The sequence below is a fragment of the Hyphomicrobium sp. 1Nfss2.1 genome (genome assembly GCF_965243865.1).
Taxonomy (GTDB): domain Bacteria; phylum Pseudomonadota; class Alphaproteobacteria; order Rhizobiales; family Hyphomicrobiaceae; genus Hyphomicrobium_A.
The window spans coordinates 2,107,903-2,125,000 of record NZ_OZ251603.1 but is presented as its reverse complement, the minus strand read 5'-3'; the positions used below and the strand labels follow the sequence as shown (position 1 = coordinate 2,125,000).

13 protein-coding genes, 1 tRNA gene and 2 rRNA genes (1 of these 16 cut by a window edge) are annotated in these 17,098 nt (G+C 62.0%); 6 read left to right on the top strand and 10 right to left on the bottom strand.

The annotated features are described in order from the left end of the window. Window positions 1-1,401 (top strand): 23S ribosomal RNA (locus tag ACP15D_RS10410) (it extends 1,410 nt beyond the left edge of the window). Between the two features lie 208 nt (window positions 1,402-1,609). Beyond that, window positions 1,610-1,724, top strand: a 5S ribosomal RNA gene (gene rrf / locus ACP15D_RS10405). Between the two features lie 61 nt (window positions 1,725-1,785). Here the strand turns inward: rrf and ACP15D_RS10400 are convergent. Further along, a complete protein-coding gene (locus tag ACP15D_RS10400) occupies window positions 1,786-1,998 on the bottom strand; it encodes a hypothetical protein (protein ID WP_424957435.1) in 213 nt (70 codons plus the stop codon). A gap of 47 nt (window positions 1,999-2,045) precedes the next feature. On the opposite strand from ACP15D_RS10400, the gene ACP15D_RS10395 reads away from it, so the two are divergent. Then, a complete protein-coding gene (locus ACP15D_RS10395) occupies window positions 2,046-2,594 on the top strand; it encodes a formaldehyde-activating enzyme (protein ID WP_424957434.1) in 549 nt (182 codons plus the stop codon). 203 nt (window positions 2,595-2,797) lie between these two features. Here ACP15D_RS10395 and ACP15D_RS10390 read toward each other — a convergent pair whose 3' ends face one another. From ACP15D_RS10390 to ubiB, 3 genes are read right to left on the bottom strand one after another with little or no spacing between them, the layout of a single operon-like run. Beyond that, complete coding sequence (locus tag ACP15D_RS10390; protein ID WP_424957433.1) at window positions 2,798-3,559, bottom strand: glycosyltransferase family 2 protein; 762 nt, start codon at window positions 3,557-3,559, stop codon at window positions 2,798-2,800. A gap of 13 nt (window positions 3,560-3,572) precedes the next feature. Continuing rightward, complete coding sequence (locus ACP15D_RS10385) at window positions 3,573-4,316, bottom strand: hypothetical protein (protein WP_424957432.1); 744 nt, start codon at window positions 4,314-4,316, stop codon at window positions 3,573-3,575. A gap of 44 nt (window positions 4,317-4,360) precedes the next feature. Continuing rightward, window positions 4,361-5,956, bottom strand: coding sequence for a 2-polyprenylphenol 6-hydroxylase (gene ubiB / locus ACP15D_RS10380; protein WP_424957431.1), 1,596 nt, complete (start codon window positions 5,954-5,956; stop codon window positions 4,361-4,363). Between the two features lie 285 nt (window positions 5,957-6,241). Here ubiB and ACP15D_RS10375 point away from each other — a divergent pair, with 285 nt between their 5' ends. Continuing rightward, the gene (locus ACP15D_RS10375; protein ID WP_424957430.1) at window positions 6,242-6,907 is read left to right on the top strand and encodes a response regulator; all 666 of its coding nucleotides are present in this window, start codon (window positions 6,242-6,244) and stop codon (window positions 6,905-6,907) included. Between the two features lie 175 nt (window positions 6,908-7,082). Here ACP15D_RS10375 and ACP15D_RS10370 read toward each other — a convergent pair whose 3' ends face one another. The 4 genes from ACP15D_RS10370 to ACP15D_RS10355 all read right to left on the bottom strand — a co-directional run bounded on the left by ACP15D_RS10370 (window position 7,083) and on the right by ACP15D_RS10355 (window position 12,417). Continuing rightward, window positions 7,083-8,462 carry an ATP-binding response regulator gene (locus ACP15D_RS10370; protein WP_424957429.1) on the bottom strand — a complete coding sequence of 460 codons (1,380 nt, stop codon included), beginning with the start codon at window positions 8,460-8,462 and terminating at the stop codon, window positions 7,083-7,085. Window positions 8,463-8,466: 4 nt separating this feature from the next. Beyond that, window positions 8,467-9,636: an FIST N-terminal domain-containing protein gene (locus ACP15D_RS10365; protein WP_424957428.1), complete on the bottom strand. Its 1,170-nt coding sequence runs from the start codon at window positions 9,634-9,636 to the stop codon at window positions 8,467-8,469. A gap of 116 nt (window positions 9,637-9,752) precedes the next feature. Beyond that, window positions 9,753-10,628 (bottom strand): PilZ domain-containing protein, encoded by an 876-nt coding sequence (locus ACP15D_RS10360; RefSeq protein ID WP_424957427.1) that lies wholly within the window; start codon window positions 10,626-10,628, stop codon window positions 9,753-9,755. Window positions 10,629-10,758: 130 nt separating this feature from the next. Further along, entirely contained in the window at window positions 10,759-12,417 is a 1,659-nt protein-coding gene (locus ACP15D_RS10355) for a L,D-transpeptidase (protein ID WP_424957426.1), read from the bottom strand. 284 nt (window positions 12,418-12,701) lie between these two features. On the opposite strand from ACP15D_RS10355, the gene ACP15D_RS10350 reads away from it, so the two are divergent. Beyond that, entirely contained in the window at window positions 12,702-13,958 is a 1,257-nt protein-coding gene (locus tag ACP15D_RS10350; RefSeq protein ID WP_424957425.1) for a multidrug effflux MFS transporter, read from the top strand. A 1-nt stretch (window position 13,959) separates the two neighbouring features. Here the strand turns inward: ACP15D_RS10350 and ACP15D_RS10345 are convergent, their stop codons facing one another. After that, complete coding sequence (locus ACP15D_RS10345; protein ID WP_424957424.1) at window positions 13,960-15,243, bottom strand: GGDEF domain-containing protein; 1,284 nt, start codon at window positions 15,241-15,243, stop codon at window positions 13,960-13,962. A 471-nt stretch (window positions 15,244-15,714) separates the two neighbouring features. Between ACP15D_RS10345 and ACP15D_RS10340 the strand changes: the two genes are divergently transcribed. Next, entirely contained in the window at window positions 15,715-16,671 is a 957-nt protein-coding gene (locus ACP15D_RS10340; protein ID WP_424957423.1) for a hypothetical protein, read from the top strand. Window positions 16,672-16,820: 149 nt separating this feature from the next. Here the strand turns inward: ACP15D_RS10340 and ACP15D_RS10335 are convergent. After that, window positions 16,821-16,897: transfer RNA gene (locus ACP15D_RS10335), tRNA-Met, on the bottom strand. Window positions 16,898-17,098: the final 201 nt, after the last annotated feature.

The window sequence follows — 17,098 nt, the reverse complement described above, 5'->3', positions numbered from 1 at the left end:
GAGGGCGAAAGCCGTAGTCGATGGGAACCACGTTAATATTCGTGGGCCAGTGGGTGTGTGACGGATGCTGTAAGTTGTTTGGGCTTATCGGATTGCCCGAGCAGCGAAGGTGTCCCTGGAAATAACCCCCACATAGACCGTACCCGAAACCGACACAGGTGGACAGGTAGAGAATACCAAGGCGCTTGAGCGAAGTGTGCTGAAGGAACTCGGCAAATTGCCTGCGTAACTTCGGGATAAGCAGGCCATCCGTTTGGGCAACCAGACGGGTGGGGCACAGACCAGGGGGTGGCGACTGTTTAGCAAAAACACAGGGCTATGCTAAGTCCAACGACGACGTATATGGCCTGACGCCTGCCCGGTGCCGGAAGGTTAAGAGGAGAAGTGCAAGCTTTGAATCGAAGCCCCGGTAAACGGCGGCCGTAACTATAACGGTCCTAAGGTAGCGAAATTCCTTGTCGGGTAAGTTCCGACCTGCACGAATGGCGTAACGACTTCCCCACTGTCTCCAGCACATCCTCAGTGAAATTGAATTCCCCGTGAAGATGCGGGGTTCCTGCGGTTAGACGGAAAGACCCCGTGCACCTTTACTGTAACTTTGCACTGGCAATCGTGTTTGCATGTGTAGGATAGGTGGTAGGCTTTGAAGCAGGGGCGCCAGCTCTTGTGGAGCCGCAATGTGAAATACCACCCTTATGAACATGGTTGTCTAACTGCGGACCGTCATCCGGTCCCAGGACAGCGCATGGTGGGCAGTTTGACTGGGGCGGTCGCCTCCTAAATGGTAACGGAGGCGTGCGAAGGTGGGCTCAGGTTGGTCGGAAATCAACCGTCGAGTGCAATGGCATAAGCCCGCCTGACTGCGAGACTGACAAGTCGAGCAGAGTCGAAAGACGGCCATAGTGATCCGGTGGTTCTGTGTGGAAGGGCCATCGCTCAACGGATAAAAGGTACGCCGGGGATAACAGGCTGATGATTCCCAAGAGTCCATATCGACGGAATCGTTTGGCACCTCGATGTCGGCTCATCTCATCCTGGGGCTGGAGCAGGTCCCAAGGGTATGGCTGTTCGCCATTTAAAGAGGTACGTGAGCTGGGTTCAGAACGTCGCGAGACAGTTCGGTCCCTATCTGCCGTAGGTGTCGGAGAATTGAGAGGATCTGTCCCTAGTACGAGAGGACCGGGATGGACGTACCTCTGGTGGACCTGTTGTCGCGCCAGCGGCACAGCAGGGTAGCTATGTACGGACGGGATAACCGCTGAAGGCATCTAAGCGGGAAACCCACCTCGAAACTAGTTCTCCCTCGAGAGTCGTGGAAGACCACCACGTTGATAGGCCGGGTGTGGAAGTGCAGCAATGCATGCAGCTTACCGGTACTAATAACTCGATCGGCTTGATTGCTCTCATTAAGCAATGCTCATCGAATGCCTCGCATCGCTTGGCGCGTTCACTCGCGCCGCGGTGATGGGTGGCAGCACTTGTGTCGGCGGCCCACTCGCGAGAGTGGATCGTCTGCGCCGCAAGGCGCGACAGACACTGCGTGTGCTGCCTCGATGGGCGTAGGAACACAGACAAGACCAGAACAGAAGTCATCTCACTTTTCCGCCGACCTGGTGATTATGGCGGAGTGGCTGCACCCGATCCCATCCCGAACTCGGCCGTGAAACGCTCCAGCGCCAATGGTACTGCGTCTTAAGACGTGGGAGAGTAGGTCGTCGCCAGGTCTGCAGAGAAGTGAGACGCTTCAAACGAAGTCATTCAGATCCCCTCTTTCGATATCGAATTTCAACGCCGCCCGTGGCTTTTGCCCGGGCGGCGTTTTTCGTTTGCGCGGCGCATCTCCAGCGCGGCGGTTTGCGTGATTGGCTCGAGCGTTTCCGCAAGCGCACGGTGCCGATTATGCACCTCGCCTCCAATCGAAGTTGCTTGTCTCGGTGCGGCGATCGGCTGCGCAAAAATTGTGCGCGCCGCGTTGATGTCGCGCTGCTCCTCGGCCAAAGTCGCTGCTTCTTGCAGTGAATGACTTTGAGCGGGAGGAAAGAAGAATGAGCGAGCGTATCGTGATGCGAGTGGGCGAGAGCCTGGTGGCCGGGGGGCCTCCTGGTACGGCGGCGGAACCGGAAGTCGCCATCGGCGAGATGGACGGTCCGTTCGGGACGGCGTTCGCGAATTTGCTCGGCAATCAGGTGGTCGGGCACTCGCGCGTGCTCGCGCTTCTCAACACGGATGTGATGGTGCGCCCGCCGACGCTTTGCGTGAGCAAAGTGAGCGTGGCGAATGAGCGCTACACGAATATCCTGATGGGAACGGTGCAATACGCGACGGCGATGGGCGTGCTGGACAGCGTGCGCTCGGGGGACATTCCGCGGGACAAGTGCGATGAGCTTGGGATCATCATCTCCGTCTGGCTCAATCCAGGGATCGTCGATGTGAAGGATCTCGATCACAAGATCCTGTTCGACATTCATCGCAAGGCGACGTCGCAGGCGATTCACAAGGCGATGACCAATCAGCCGTCGATCGACTGGCTGCTCGAGAACCAGGACAAGGTTATCCACAAGTACTTCGAGAAGGGTCTCAAGGGGGAGATCTAGTTTTTTGGGGGACGCAAGCTGAGGGAAGCTTTGTATGCGGCGAGCATTGCGTGAGTGGAGGTCCGGCGCTCGCGTCGGGGCGCCTTGCGCCCTTGCCGCCGTCGGCGGCCAAGAGTTCCGGAAGACGGAAGATTGTGGTCGATGATCATTGGAAGCGCTCGGGCTGAAAAGCTCGAGCGCTTTTTTTTTGCTGCGGCGGATGGTCAGCTGCGCGAGGCGGCGGATTGCGCGCGGGCGATTTTCAAAAGGCGGCGCGTGCGGGCGCGGGCGATCTCGTGTGTGATCCTGATGCCGGTGAGGCCGCCGGTGATATTCCGACGCAGGACGTAGTAGCGGAAGAAAAGCACCGGGTACTCGATCGGCAGGCGGGCGAGCACGGCGGCGCGCGATTTCTTCAGCTCCTTGGCCTGCAGGTCGGTGTAGCTTTCGAGCTTGCGGCGCACGTGAGCGATGCTGCGCCAGGAAAAATGAAACGCGACACCTTGAAGCTGGCCGACGGGAAAATCCTTCGTGTCCACGGTGTCGTGCACGCGGCTTTCGCGAAAGCGCACGCGGCGGCGGTCATAGAGGCGAACGTAGTTGTGGTAGTCGGCCCAGAGGCGCGGCCGCTGCTTGCCGGGGTAGACGGTGACTTGCTTGAAGCGATAAGCGGGTAGCAGTCCGGCTGGCGCCTGCATCAGCGCCGAGATTTCGCGCGCGAGCTCGGGCGTTACCAATTCGTCGGCGTCGAGATTCAAGATCCAATCGTTCGACGCGCAGTCTTCGGCGAAGCGCTTCTGCGGCCCGTAGCCGTCCCACTTGTGAAAGACGACCTTGGCGCCGAGGGCTTCGCACTTGGCGACGGTGTCGTCCTTCGATCCGGAATCGACGACCACGACCTCGTCGACGATGTCCTTCACGGCGAGGATGCAGCTTTCAATCCGATCGCCTTCATCCTGGGCGATGATGCAGCAGCTCAGGCCCATGATGTGGATCCAATCACCGCTGTCCTCCGGTGAGGCTCGGCAGGCGCTTGGCGATCGAGCGCTTCATGCGCTGCAGGAATGTTGTGGCACGCTTTGGCTGGAATGGATCGTGCGCGTGGCGGTCATCGCCGATGTGGTCGGCGATACCGGGCACGACCATGGCAATGCGCATGCCGCGCTCTTTGAGGAATAGGCTCAAGTTCTCTTCAGTGACGAACTTGGCGAACGGTCCGACTTCGCGCCACAGCGACATGCGGGCGATCGAGGGATTGAACGAATAGGAGAACCACTTGGGATGGGCGTCTGTGTCCCAGACGAGATAGTCGATGCCGTCGTGGGTTTCCTTACGTGCGCCTTTGGAGAAGCGCGGATCGTAGATGCGATGCGCGATGCAGACGACCGAGATGTCGGGGCGCGCTTCGAGGAATTGCGTGACGCGTTCGAGATCGATGCCGCGCGTGAAGCCCCAGTCGTCTTCGAGGTGCAGCACGTAGGGCGTACCCAGCGTTGCGTAATTGGCATCGATCGAGCGCATCTGCCCGAGCTTGGGCAGATTGAGGCGCATCTCGACGCCGGGGTGCGCGCGGGTGAAAGCGTCCGCCGCGACCTTGTTTTCGGAATCTTCGGCGACGATGATCTTGCCGACGTCGAAATAGCGCTGAAGCGAGGTGATGGTCTCGCCGAGCAGGTCGAAGCGACCGCAGCTCGTCAGCACCGTGGAGAATTTCGCGGGGTCGACTTTGAACTTTGACGTCATCGGTGAGCTTCCGGATAGGGCCAAGTCGACGCGACGCTAGTTTGCTAGCCCGCGAATTGGGCCAGCGCAAGGATGGCGAGAGATACCGCGCCGACCCAGATCGCCGCCTGCGTCCATCGGGCCTGGCGTGCGCGTTCCTGGGCGAGGCGGCGCATGGTCTCATCGTCGAGGCGCAGGCCGTCGCGGGCCATATCGTTAAGGGCGACTGCGCTCTGCTGGGCCTGGGTCAGGAGGGCCGGCAAGTCGGCAAGGATCTTGCCGATGGTGGATGCGCCTTCCCCGGCTTCGCGCAGGCGGCCGATAGGCCCGAGGTTGTCCTCGATCCAGGCTTTGGCGACGGGTTCGGCGGCGACCCACATGTTGAGCTCGGGGTCGAGGCCGCGAGCTACGCCTTCGACAACAACCATGGTCTTTTGCAGCAGGATCAGCTCGGGGCGGGTCTGCATGTCGAAGACTTCGGTGTAGGCGAAGAGCTGGCCGAGCAGGTCGGCCATGGAAATATCTTCGGCGGTGCGGCCGTGGATCGGCTCGCCGATAGCGCGCAGTGCCTGGGCGAAGACTTCGACGGGATGGTGCGGGGGCACGTAGCCGGCCCAGAAGTGCACCTCGGCGGCGCGGCGGTAATCGCGTGTGATAAGGCCGTGCAAAATCTCGGCGAGGAAACGGCGCTCCTTGTGTCCGAGGCGGCCCATGATGCCGAAGTCGACGGCGACGAGGCGGCCGCCCTGATCGGCGAACAGATTGCCCTGATGCATATCGGCGTGGAAGAAGCCGTCGCGCATGGCGTGCTTCAGGAACGAGCGCATGACGGTGAGGCCGAGCGCCTTGCGGTCGATGCCGGACGCGGCGATAGCGCCGGCGTCGGAGAGCTTGATGCCGTCGATCCATTCGACGGTGAGAACGCGGCGCGCGGTGCGCTTCCAATCGACTTGCGGCACGCGGAAATCTTCATCGGCCGCGGCGTTCTCGGCCATCTCGGACATCGCGGCCGCCTCAAGGCGGAGGTCCATCTCCAGCTCGGTTGAGCGCTTCAGCGTGTCGACGACGGCGGAGGGTTTCAACCGCCGGGACGGTGCGTGCCAGCGCTCGATGAGGTGGGTGGCGAAATAAAAGCTGTCGAGGTCGCGGCGGAATTGCTTCTCGACGTTGGGACGCAGGATCTTTACCGCCACTTCGCGGCGTGAGCCATCGGCGTCGATAACGACGGCCTTGTGCACCTGGGCGATGGAGGCGGCGGCGACGGGCGGCCCGAATTCGGCGAAATGGTCTTCGAGGCGGCCACCGAGCGATTCCTCGACGGCGCGGCGCGCTTCGGCCATGGGGAAGGGCGGCAGGCTGTCCTGCAGCATCGACAACTCGCCGGCAAGCTCAGGGCCGATGACGTCGGCGCGCGTGGCGAGGAACTGCCCGAGCTTGATGTAGCTGGGGCCGAGGCTGGTGATGGCGTTGGCAAGGCGCTGTTGGCGCGGCTCGCCGGCGTGGAAGGGGGCTGAGATCCAGCGGATTGGCGCGGTCAGGGCGCGTGCAATGCGCAGGGGCGGCGGCACGGGCATGCCGGCGGGGACGAAGCGGACGCCATGCTGCGCCAGCACGAGCCCGGCTTTCGCCAGCCGCAGGGAGTTGGTTATCGCTCCGGCCATCGGCGCGGTTCTTGTCCTTCGCTTCGAGTTCGCCGATCGGCTGGCGGCACATTGCGCCGAAGCCGGGATGGGTCAAGGCATCATATGCCTCAACCCTTTCAAGGCCGTGGCGGGCTGGGGCGCCCGGTGGCGCTGCAACTCATGCCGCAGCGCAGCGTAAGCGGGTCTTGGCAAATAGTAATAGAGCCGGGATTTTTAGTCCGTTTCGTTGGGGCAGTTGGCTATCATGCGGGTGCGGTGACGCGCCGCGCCCTGGGTCATTGCTACTTCTCAACGGAGCCTTCCTTGCCGATCGGCATCCTGATCGTCGATGATCATCCACTCTTCGTGGAAGCCTTGGAGCAAGTCATCCAGGGCACGTTCGCCGACGCGAATGTGACCAAGGCAACTTCAATCGAGACGGCGCGGGCCGCGCTCGATGAAAGGACGCCGTTCGATCTGGTGCTGCTCGACCTTTCCATGCCGGGCACGCGCGGGTTGGAAGGCGTGATCGAATTGCGGACGCGTTACCCGAAGCTGCCGATCGTCGTGATCTCGGCGTTGGAAGATTCGCGCATCATTCATGAAGTGATGCAATGCGGCGTCGCGGGGTTCATCTCAAAGTCGTCGCGTGTCGGCGATCTCGGACGTTCACTGCAGGATGTCATGGACGGCATGGTCGTGGTGCCGAAGGACTACGAGCCGCCGTACGAGGGGGCGGCTTCTGACACGTCGGAGCTTGCAGCGCGCATCTCGACACTGACGCCGCAGCAGGTTCGCGTGCTGCACATGTTGCGGCAGGGTTTGCTCAACAAGCAGATCGCCTATGACCTTGGCGTTGGCGAGACGACGGTGAAAGCTCACGTGTCAGAGATCTTGCGCAAGCTGAAGGTGGCGTCACGCACGCAGGCGGTTATCGAAGCGGCGAAGATAGATTTCGACGCGATCTTGGCCGAGCGCGGCGGCGAATAGGCCCCCTCACCCGCTTCTCATGCTCCTTCGAGCAATTCGCCGCGACCTCTCCCCAGCGGGGAGAGGTGAGTGAAGCGATTGGAGCTGCTTGAGCTCTCCCTGTTGAGAGAGGTCGGATGCGATCGACAGATCGCGTCCGGGTCAGGGATTGTAGTCTTCCAGTTCATATAACGCGTCAGCGGGTGGGCGAGGATTGCGCGAGCATGTGCAGTATGAGTGCGCGCAGCTCGGCGGGCTTTACCGGTTTCAACAGTAGCTCGCATCCGAGGGCGCGTGCGGCATCGGCGACGGGGGCCGTGCGGTCGGCTGTGATGACAATCGCGGGGATCGCGGTGCCAGCTCGGCTGCGCAGGGCGCGCACGACATCGAGGCCGTTGGCGCCGTCGTCGAGGTGGTAATCGGCAAGGATGATATCGGGGCCGTTAGTTGCGGCAGCACCGAGAATGCCTGCGAGTCCTCGCGCTGGAAGCACCTCGCAACTCCAGCGTTCGAGCAGCGTCTGCATTGCTTCGAGCACGGCAGCGTCGTTGTCGATGACGGCGACCTTGGTGCCGGCGAGGCCGAGGGCGCTCGACACGAAAGCGGCAGGGGCTTTCGGTCCGCTGGCAACGAACGTCGGTGAGCGCGGCGTTGAAACAGAAAACCTGGTGCCGTGGCCCGGACGTGAGCAGAGGTCGAGCGGGTGGCCGAGCGCTTCGGCCATGCGCTGGACGATCGACAGGCCGAGGCCGAATCCGCCGATCGCCGGGCGATCTACGGCCGCGCCGCGCTGGAACTCCTCGAAGATCTTGTCGCGATCGGCTTCGCCGATGCCGGCGCCGGTGTCCCAGATCTCGATGCGCACGGTGTCGCCGCGGCGGCGCGCGAGCAAAAGCACGCCGCCTTTCTCCGTGTATTGCACCGCGTTGGCGAGCAGGTTTTGCAGAATACGACGCAGCATCAGCGGGTCGGAAACGACGCCGAGGCCGCTGCGGCGCCAGCGCAACGTCAGGTTCTTTGCCTTCGCCTGCGGTTCGATATCGACGACGAGGGAAGCGAAGAGATCATCGAGGGCGACGGGGCGCAGCGTCGGAGTGATGACGCCGGCTTCGAGCTTGGAGATGTCGAGGATCGATTTCAGCAGCTCCTCGATGGTGGTGAGGGCGTGTTCGATGCGCTCGGCGACGACGCGGTGGCGCCCGTCCTGACCGGCTTCCGCAAGCGCGCTCGCCGATAGGCGCGCGGCGTGTAGTGGCTGCAGAAGATCGTGGCCCACGGCGGTGAAGAAGCGCGTCTTGAAGCGGTTGGCGCGCTCGGAAGCGTCGCGCGCGGCGAGCAGTTCGTCGTTTGTGCGTTCAAGACGCGCAAGGGCGTTGGTGAGCTCTTCTGTGCGCAGGCGCACCTGACCTTCCAGTGTGATGGCAGTCTGAAACAGCGAATAGGCGTTCGCCTGCTGGTCCATAGAGCGCTCGACGCGCTGCACGAGTGCGGCGTTGATCTTCTCGAGCTTCTCGATGCGCCGCTGCAGATCCTTGGGCGTTGCGGGGGGCGCGTGATGGTCGAAGAGCCGGTCCAAGCCTTTATCCCTCTACGCGCCGTCCGAAGGCGATGCCGGTGAGCGTCTGGTTGAGATGCATGGCATTGTATTGCTCGCCGTATGTGTGAAAACCAGCGACCGAATACTTCTTGTAGAGCTCGTCCATCTGGTGGCGGATCTGCCGCGATTCCGCGTCGAGGCGACGCAGGACGCAGTCGAAGCCGACGACGATGTCGATGCCGCCGAGCGTGGCGTCGACATCGCTCAACGTCGTCTCGGTGGCGCTCAAAATATCGCGCGGACGAGCGACCGTGAAAACAAGACCTTCGTCGATGGCGCAGAAGAACGACAGGCTGCCATCGGGGTTCATGTTGCGGATGGAGCGGCAGTAATAGTCGCCGCCGACCTTAACCACGAGCGGGTAGGATGCGAAGCTGAAGGGGCCAAGCTCATCAGGTCGCAGACCGATTGCAGCGGCATATTCGCGCGCGGCGGGCTCGGCGTTGAGCTCGTGCACGATGCGGTTCTCTGTGTCGGCCGCGGTGACGACGAGCTTGATGCCGGTCGGCTCGAAGTTCTGCGTCTTGAAGACGCGAAACGGATAATCACTCTCGATCATCATGAGGATGGCGGCGCGGCGTGCGACGTGGCCATTGTGAATCATGGTGGTGTGATCGAAGCAGATGCCATCCCCAGCGGAGCCGCCGACCAGTTCGACGTCCTCGATTTCCCAATGGATGGCAGCGACGATATTTTCCTCGGCGTTCGACAGTCCGTCGACGAGCAGCAGCGCGAACACGTTCTTGCGGTCGAGGCGCGTGTCGGGCGGGCAGATTTTTGCCTTGAGGCGACGCGCGGCGTGTGTGGCGCGCTCGACGCCAAACTGGTCGATGTCGGTGATCAGCTCGGTGTGAACTTTGAAGCCGTGTCGCGGAAAGGCGATGAGGAGCAGGCCGCCCTGCATCATGCCGTCTGGGCCGATCTCGCCTGCGGTCGTGCAGCCGGAGGTGGGGATGGAAGGAAATGCCTCGGCGAGTGTGCGGGCCAGAAGGTTGGCGTCGTAGTCGATGCCGAAGAAGGCAATGATGTGCTGAAAGTCGCCGCTGCCGAGCGCTGCTTTCGCTTCCTGCACTGCCGCAGCGGGGGACGAGAGGGCGCTCGAAGCAACGCGTATCCCGCAGCTTCCCGAGGTGGATTTGGCACTCGCCTGCACGATTTCCTCCAGGCGCCTTCTATGTACGGGCGCCGATGCCCGCGAGGGTGCCATAGCCCGGAAGCTGCGGCAATTCCGGCGCCTTTGGGAGACTGGTTTGGGTGGATTTGCTGCGATCAGCCGGTCAGCAGCGGGTCGTTTGGGAGCAGCGGGCGGGTGAAGCGCACGCCGGCGGACGAGCCGCTGCACCAGGCGACAACTCCAGTGAAGCGCCTCCCGCTCGGAAGCTCGATCTGCACAACAGTTTTGGGAACAAGATGGGGGACGCGCTCGAGGCCGAAGCCGCCCGGGGAAACGTCGCGGACGAAGGCCTTATGCGTCACCCGGTTATAGGTGAGCTGGCAGGGCTGGCAGACCGTGCGGCGGGCCGATTGGCGACGCTGAGGCAGATCGGGAAGGGCGATGTTGCCGGCGGCGTCGAGGCAGGGGGATCCCCCCATGATGGCGTCCTGCAGCACGTTGTTGAGCAGCTTGGAATTGCTCGTGTACTGCGTGGGAAGCTGGCGCAGATCGGCGTGCAGCTGGCGGACGGCGAGCAGGGCGTCCTGGCACGCGCGGCGCCACACGGTCGACAGCGTCAGCAGATGGAGTGCCGCAGATCGGTCCTCGCCAATCTGACTGGCGTCGGAGAAGTAGTCGTCGAGCGCGATGCGCGCTGGCGTCAGGTCGTCGAAGAGCTGGGTGATGAGACGAACCGTGTCCTCGTCGAGATCGGTTTCCAGCATGCCGTTGCGCAAGACCGATATGATGGCGGGCTCGCCGGGCACGTAGGGTCTGATCATGCCCTCGCCGCGAACCATGGAGTCGCGCTTGAAAGCATTGATGGCGCTGGCGACGGCTGCGGTAAGGAGGGCTGCCGAATGCACCTCGCAAACGAGCGCTTCCAGCATGGGCATGCTGGAGTCAGGGTACTGGGGCTCGCCGGGATGCTCGCTCAGGAGCGAACTTTGGCTGGCGAACCCCGAGCGGCTCAGTTTGCTGAATGGCGGCACATCCGGCCCTCGGCGCAATTGAAATGGCGGCGAAGAGTAGGCGGGCAACGGCTAACGCACGGTTATTCTCGCAGCGTGCAAATAACAGCGTTGAGGAACTATAAAATCCTCAAGTCAAATCCCCGGCAATTCACCGTGTGAGGACGATGAAGTCGGTGGCGTTCTCGCTCATCTCGGGGCTGCGCGGCTCGTCGGTTACGATGAGCGATCCGCCGGTCCAGAGGAGTTCGGAAATGCGCTGGCGCGCGTCGTCGGGAAGCTCGATGCGATCGAGGGCGCCGGAGGCAGTCTCGGGCGGCGCAACGGCAGCCTGCGATGCTTCGGCCGTCTTCGACTTCTTGCGATCGCGCGAAGATGAAGTGGAAGCTTTGGCCGCGGGCATCGTTATCGCCGTCCATCGCATTTTCGAGCCGTCGGCGGATGGCTCGACGGCTGAGTAGATGTGCGTGCCAATGGGGCGCTCGGGATCACGAATGGTGATGGGTGCTTCCCAAACCGGCTTCCATGCCTGGCGGATAAATATGCGCCCTTCCTTGCGGCTGATGAGCACCGAGACCTGCTCGCTCCGGCGCTCGGCCTCGTCGATGAGGTTGCCGGCTTCCTCGGCGCGTGCGGCTGCCAGTTTGTAGGCTTCAACGGCAGCGAAGGCTGCTGCCGACTTTTCGGCTTTGGTTGCGCGCGCCTGTTCGAGGGCGGCCTTGGCCTGTGCAACTTCAGCCTGGGCGGCTACTTCCTCCGGTGAGGGAGTTGCGCCGGTGTCGGTCGGGGCTTGCGAGGCAGGCTGCACCTTTGCAGAAGGGACAGGAGCTGGGTCGGCAGCCTTTGCTTCGGCCGCCTTGAGGTTGGCTTCGGCTTTGTCGAGATCGGTCGTGGCTTGGCGTGCTTCGGCGCCGGCTGTTTGCGCGGCTTGAAGCGCGGCTTTCTCCGCGGCGCTGGCCGCTGCCTTTTCCGCTACCGCGCGCTTCTTCAGAACGCTGGCGAAAGCGATGGGATTGAGCAGCTTAGTCTCGGTAGCAGCCGTCTTGTCCGGGCTGACATCTGCGCTTGCGAGCTCAACAGAAGCCTGCTGCGCGGTTTGGGTTGCCGTCTCCTGCGGCACCTGCACTTCCTGCATCTTTGGCGTCGGCAGCAGCGGGTGCGAGAATTCGACCGGCTGCACATCCGAGGGGCTGACGACGACACGTGCGCCCATGCGAGTCATGCCGAAGAGCTGCGGCGCGAAACCGGCGGGAAGGCGGATGCAGCCGTGCGAGGCAGGATAGCCCGGTACGACACCAGCGTGCAGGGCAACGCCCGACCAAGTGATGCGCTGCATGTAGGGCATCGGTGCGCCGGAATAGATGTTGGATCGGTGCCAGCGCGATTTGCCAATGATGCTGAAGACGCCCGATGGTGTGCGATGGCCGGCTTGACCGGACGATACGCGCGTGCGCGTTACGAAACCGTTGGCGTCGTAGATCGACGCGTGCTGGTCGCCAAGAGAAACGATAATGGAAACGGGCTGTGTGGGACCGCTCTTTTCAGCCTTCTTCGCTTCGCCGGCCTTGCCCGGTTCGGCCCTCTGAGTGGCAGCCGGATCAACCTGGCGCTTCTTTTTTGCGGTGCGGCGCGGTTTTGGAGCCTGATAGCTAAAGAAATTTCCGAAGCCTTGCTGCGCAGCCGCAGGGGGCGCGCTCAACAGGGCATCAGCGAAGAGGACCGCTGACAACGCGGTGACGACGGTGAGTGCCGACCGGACCAAGGGGCGGGCCGCAAGAGTGGAGATGGCTCCGGAAATGGGGTTTCGCACGGCCAAAGAGCTCCGAATCTATCTGTAATTGCAATGTAAAATCTATAGCGCAGGGGTAAAGTACGTGCGCGTCCGATTTGGCCTCGGGACAGCATATCTGCCGACGTGTTGCTTCCTGGTTGCTCGCATTGTGCGTGCATCGGCGGGGAATTGGGCACTTGGCCGCGCCTCGTGCCATTGTCAAATGGCTGTGGGGCCACGATTTCGTCGGAGTGAGCGCCTAGTGCGCCCGACGTCTGCTCAGGGCTGACCCCGACAGTCCTCAAATCAGAAGAGTGTGGAAGATGAACGCACCTCAGCGTGATCGGCATTTCGCGACCATTGCCAGTGTTGCACCCCCGAGCGGAGGGATGTCGCGCGGGGAGTTCATCTTGCTTACAGCGACGATGATGGCGCTTACGGCGCTCTCCGTCGATGTGATGCTGCCGGCGTTGCCCGAGATCGGTGAGGCGCTGGGGCTGACCAACGCCAACGATCGGCAGATCGTCATCATCAGCTACATGCTCGGCTTCTCGATCGGACAGCTTGCCTACGGCCGGTTGTCAGACCGCTATGGCCGCAAGCCGGTGCTGATGGTGGGCATGGCTATCTTCATCGTTGGATCCCTCGTTGCGGCTTTCACATCGGTGTTTTCGACGATGCTCATCGCGCGCACGGTTCAGGGGCTGGGAGCCGCTGCACCACGCGTGATCGCGATTGCCCTGGTGCGAGACCGGTATGTCGGACGCGACATGGCGCGAGTGATGTCGTTCGCCATGGCCGTGTTCATCATAATTCCGGTGCTGGCGCCGTCGATCGGGCAGGGGCTGATGCAGATGGGCACGTGGCGGCTGGTGTTCGACTTCCTGTTCGTTGCAGGCGTCGCCATTGCGATTTGGTCCTATTTTCGTTTGCCGGAGACGGTGCGCTCGGAGAACACCGCGCCGCTGTCGCTGGGCGCGGCGGCGCGCTCGGCGCTCGAGACACCACAGACCATCGGCTATGCGATTGCGGGCGGACTGATGTTCGGCTGCGTGCTCAGCTACGTAAGCAGCGCGCAGCAGGTGTTCGTCGACGTGTTCAATCTGGGCGAGCTGTTTCCGATCGCGTTCGGGGCGACGGCGGTGATGATCGCGGTGGCTTCGGTCACGAACGCCATGCTGGTGGAGCGCCTGGGCATGCGGCGCCTGTCACATACAGCGCTCGCAGCTTTCATTGTGATCTCTGCGGTGCTCGTGGCGGCGGTGATGGCGGGTGCCACGAGCTTCTGGCTGTTCATCGCTCTGATGATGCCGATGTTTCTGCTGTTCGGCTTCGTTGCGCCGAACTTCAATGCACTGGCGATGGAGCCGCAGGGGGATAATGCCGGCATGGCATCGTCGGTGGTTGGATTCGTGTCGACGGGTATCGCCGCCGTGGCCGGCGGTGTCATCGGCCACCTCTTCGACGGGACGGTGCTGCCGCTCGCGCTGGGCTTCCTGGTGCTGGGGGTTTCGGTATTCGCGGTCGTCGTTTGGGTCGAGGGCTTTGGCGGCCTGTTTCACTCCGGCCGGCAGCCGTGAATCAGGCTGCCTGGGGCAGCGCTGCCTCACAGCGATCGCGACCGTTGCGCTTGGCGTCGTAAAGGGCGCGGTCGGCTGCTTCGATCAGCCCGACGAGAGACGCTCCGGATTCGATAATCGCGGTGGCGACGCCGATGCTTATGGTGACGATCTCAGTTCCATCGCCCCGGTTGAGATGGGGGATGTCGAGGCTGCGCACCGAGGCGCAAATGCGCTCTGCCAACACCTCTGCCTGGGCCGGTGTGACGCCGAGCAGGAAGATGATGAACTCCTCGCCGCCGTAACGGGCGACGATGTCGTTCCTGCCACGGACCACAGATGAGATCTGTTGCGCGACAGTGCGCAAGCAGGTGTCTCCAGCGACGTGGCCGTAATAATCGTTGAACTGCTTGAAGTGGTCGACATCGACCATCATCAGGGCTGCCGGGATTCCGCTATTGGAGGGATCGAGGAACATCTCGAGGCAACGCGTGTTGAACGAGCCGCGGTTCGTCAACCCGGTCAGAGCGTCGGTGTCGGACAACGTCTTGAGCTTCTCGCGGTCAGCGGCGAGGACAGAGAGGCGCATCGTCTCGCGCGTGTTCAATAGATAGCCGAGGCGCGAGCTGCGTTCGATCCAGCAATTGGCGACGATGCTGAAAGCACCGGCGATCCAGGTGAGGACGCCGATGGACCATGCAACAGAATCGCCTGCCCCAAGCTTGAATACCGCAGCGGCCGTTACGAAGGTGCAGCTCAACAGCGTGAGGCCGCACGCCTCGCTGAAGCGCAGTCCAAGTGTGGTGTTGCTGTAGACGATCACGAACATTGGCGTGATGATCGACAGCAGCGCCCAGGGACTGGAGGAGAGGCACGGGATGATCGCCGATACGACAACCGCTGCGAACGAAGTTGCTGCTGCGAGCAACTCTCGCCCTGTCGGTTTCATGCTCGGGCCAACGGTCAGCGTCACGATGAGCAGCGGCAAGGCCATCACACGCAGCCAGAAGCCCTGCCAGCCGATGTCAGGCACGAAGGCGAAGTCGGTGACAGTTGTGAGAAAGAAGAAGATGGAGCCGAGGATCGTGGTGAAGCGCAGATCGCGCGCACGTGCGCTGCCGGTGTCGGCGTTGAAGCGGTCCTCGAGCGCCTTGGGGAACCAAGGGACGACAGCCTTGGGATTTGCGTAGCTGAGCTGCGTATAGCGGGCGATCTCGCTGTCGATGAGCTGCCGCAGATTTTCCCCTGCGCTTTCGCAGTTGCACATCAGGAGATGGCACCAGATACGATCGTTTTTGTCTTTCATCTTTGTTTTTTTCTTCTTGGTGCGCGCTGTGTTTTCGACCGCGCGTTGATGGTGGCCGCTCCTTCTGAAGATAGTGGGCAAGGCGCGTGGTAACCGGCGAACTGATCTGTGCAGTGAACGAATGGTTACGCGCAACGCATGCGGAAAACGCGCGTTCGGCCAGCATTCATTGGGTTTGCTATGGCGCACCCGCGCGGCGGGCGGCGAGTCCGTGTCACTGGGTCGCGGAAAGGGATGAGCGGCCGGCCGTGTGGGGGACGCCGGAGGCGTCTAACAACAGTGCGACCAACCGCGCGGCGGTCAGCTTGGCGCGCTTTTGGAGAGGGCTGCTGGCAGAGGGTTCGTTGGTTGCGGGAGTTGACCCGCGCCCGCAGGAGTAGCTGAACTGAGGGCGCCACTAACCTTCGCACAAACGACGCAACTAAGCTGAACTAGCCGACGGGTCGTGGCAGATGCAGGATTGGATTGATAATGGTTTTCGTGCTGTTTCTTCTCGCCGTCAGCGCCTACGTTGCTTTTCTAGTTTGGTGTTTCCTCCCAATTTTCCGACCGTTCGGGCGCCGGTGGGTTAGGTGGCTGCGTGTTGCCTCTGGGGTGATGTTGCTGGCAGGGAACCTCTCGACCGTATTCGCGCTGCCGCTGATATTGCCCATCAACTACATCAGCGAAGCGCTTGCTAACAAACTTCTAGCGGTAGTTCTTTTTACTAGAACAGCGCCGATCTATGCACGGAATGTAATAGATAGGCTTCATACTACCGCGCGCGTGGTGGACATCCGTTACCCGATGGAGATTGCAGGTGTTCGCTACGCACCCGTCGTGCGTACCGCATGTACGACGAGGAGAATGCTGGGGCTGGACAAGGGCAATCCCGTCTATTTTGCGAATTTTCCAACTTCTGTGGGCGGCGAGCTGGTGGCGAGGGCAGGGGCAGACGTCGTCGCATTCTTAGACCCGACATGTCCTGACCCGAAGACTGGCCAGATCGACTCGAAACGTCCGCGGCTGTGGAACGTATTCATTGTCCGCGGCGAGGGCGAAAAAACTCAGTCATTTCATGTCTTAGGTTCTGACGCTGGGACGGTTGTCGTCGACGATATCGTACTGCGACCATCAGAACTCGTTTCGATCAAGGCTGCGCCCGCTGCCGAAGTGATTCCAGTGGCTGCTCTTTGGCCCATGCGCACCAGTAGGCAGAACTACGTCCCGGAGATTTTCGAGCGGTACATGAGACTGCGCGCGGGGGTGAGTGGCTGCGTTGAGGACGTTCTGCAGCGGATCGTCGAACTTCCGGGACAGCCTGCCGAGAGGCGTAGTCGACCGAGGAAAGTGCCAAACGAAAGCCGCTCAAACGACGCCGCATATTGTCGTGATGCATTCGCTCGCTACATCCGCCAGTCGGAGATACCAAGGCTGCAACCGCAATAGGTTTGCTTTTTGGGATCCACTGGAGGCGACGCCGCCTCAGTGGTCCGTGCTCCGACGCCCCTCGAAAACCTTCGATGTCCCACGGCCTGGGATCGTTGGCGATGGTCAGCTGGCGCGCCTTTGGAGAGTGCTGCTGGCAGAGGGTTCGTTGGTTGCGGGAGTAGGATTTGAACCTACGACCTTCAGGTTATGAGCCTGACGAGCTACCGGGCTGCTCCATCCCGCGTCACCTAACGAAGCTTCCCAAACGGCAACGAATGATCGTTGCTGGGAAGCACTTCGCCGCTCCCGGCAGAGGGGCGAAGAGAAAAGCCGCTCGTTGCTGAGCGGCTTCGAGGGGCGGCTTATAGCACAAAAAATCCGCCTGTGAAGCCCAACGTCGAGGGGCTCGGCAACCTTATGCCCAGGCGCGACGTTTCGTGCGTGT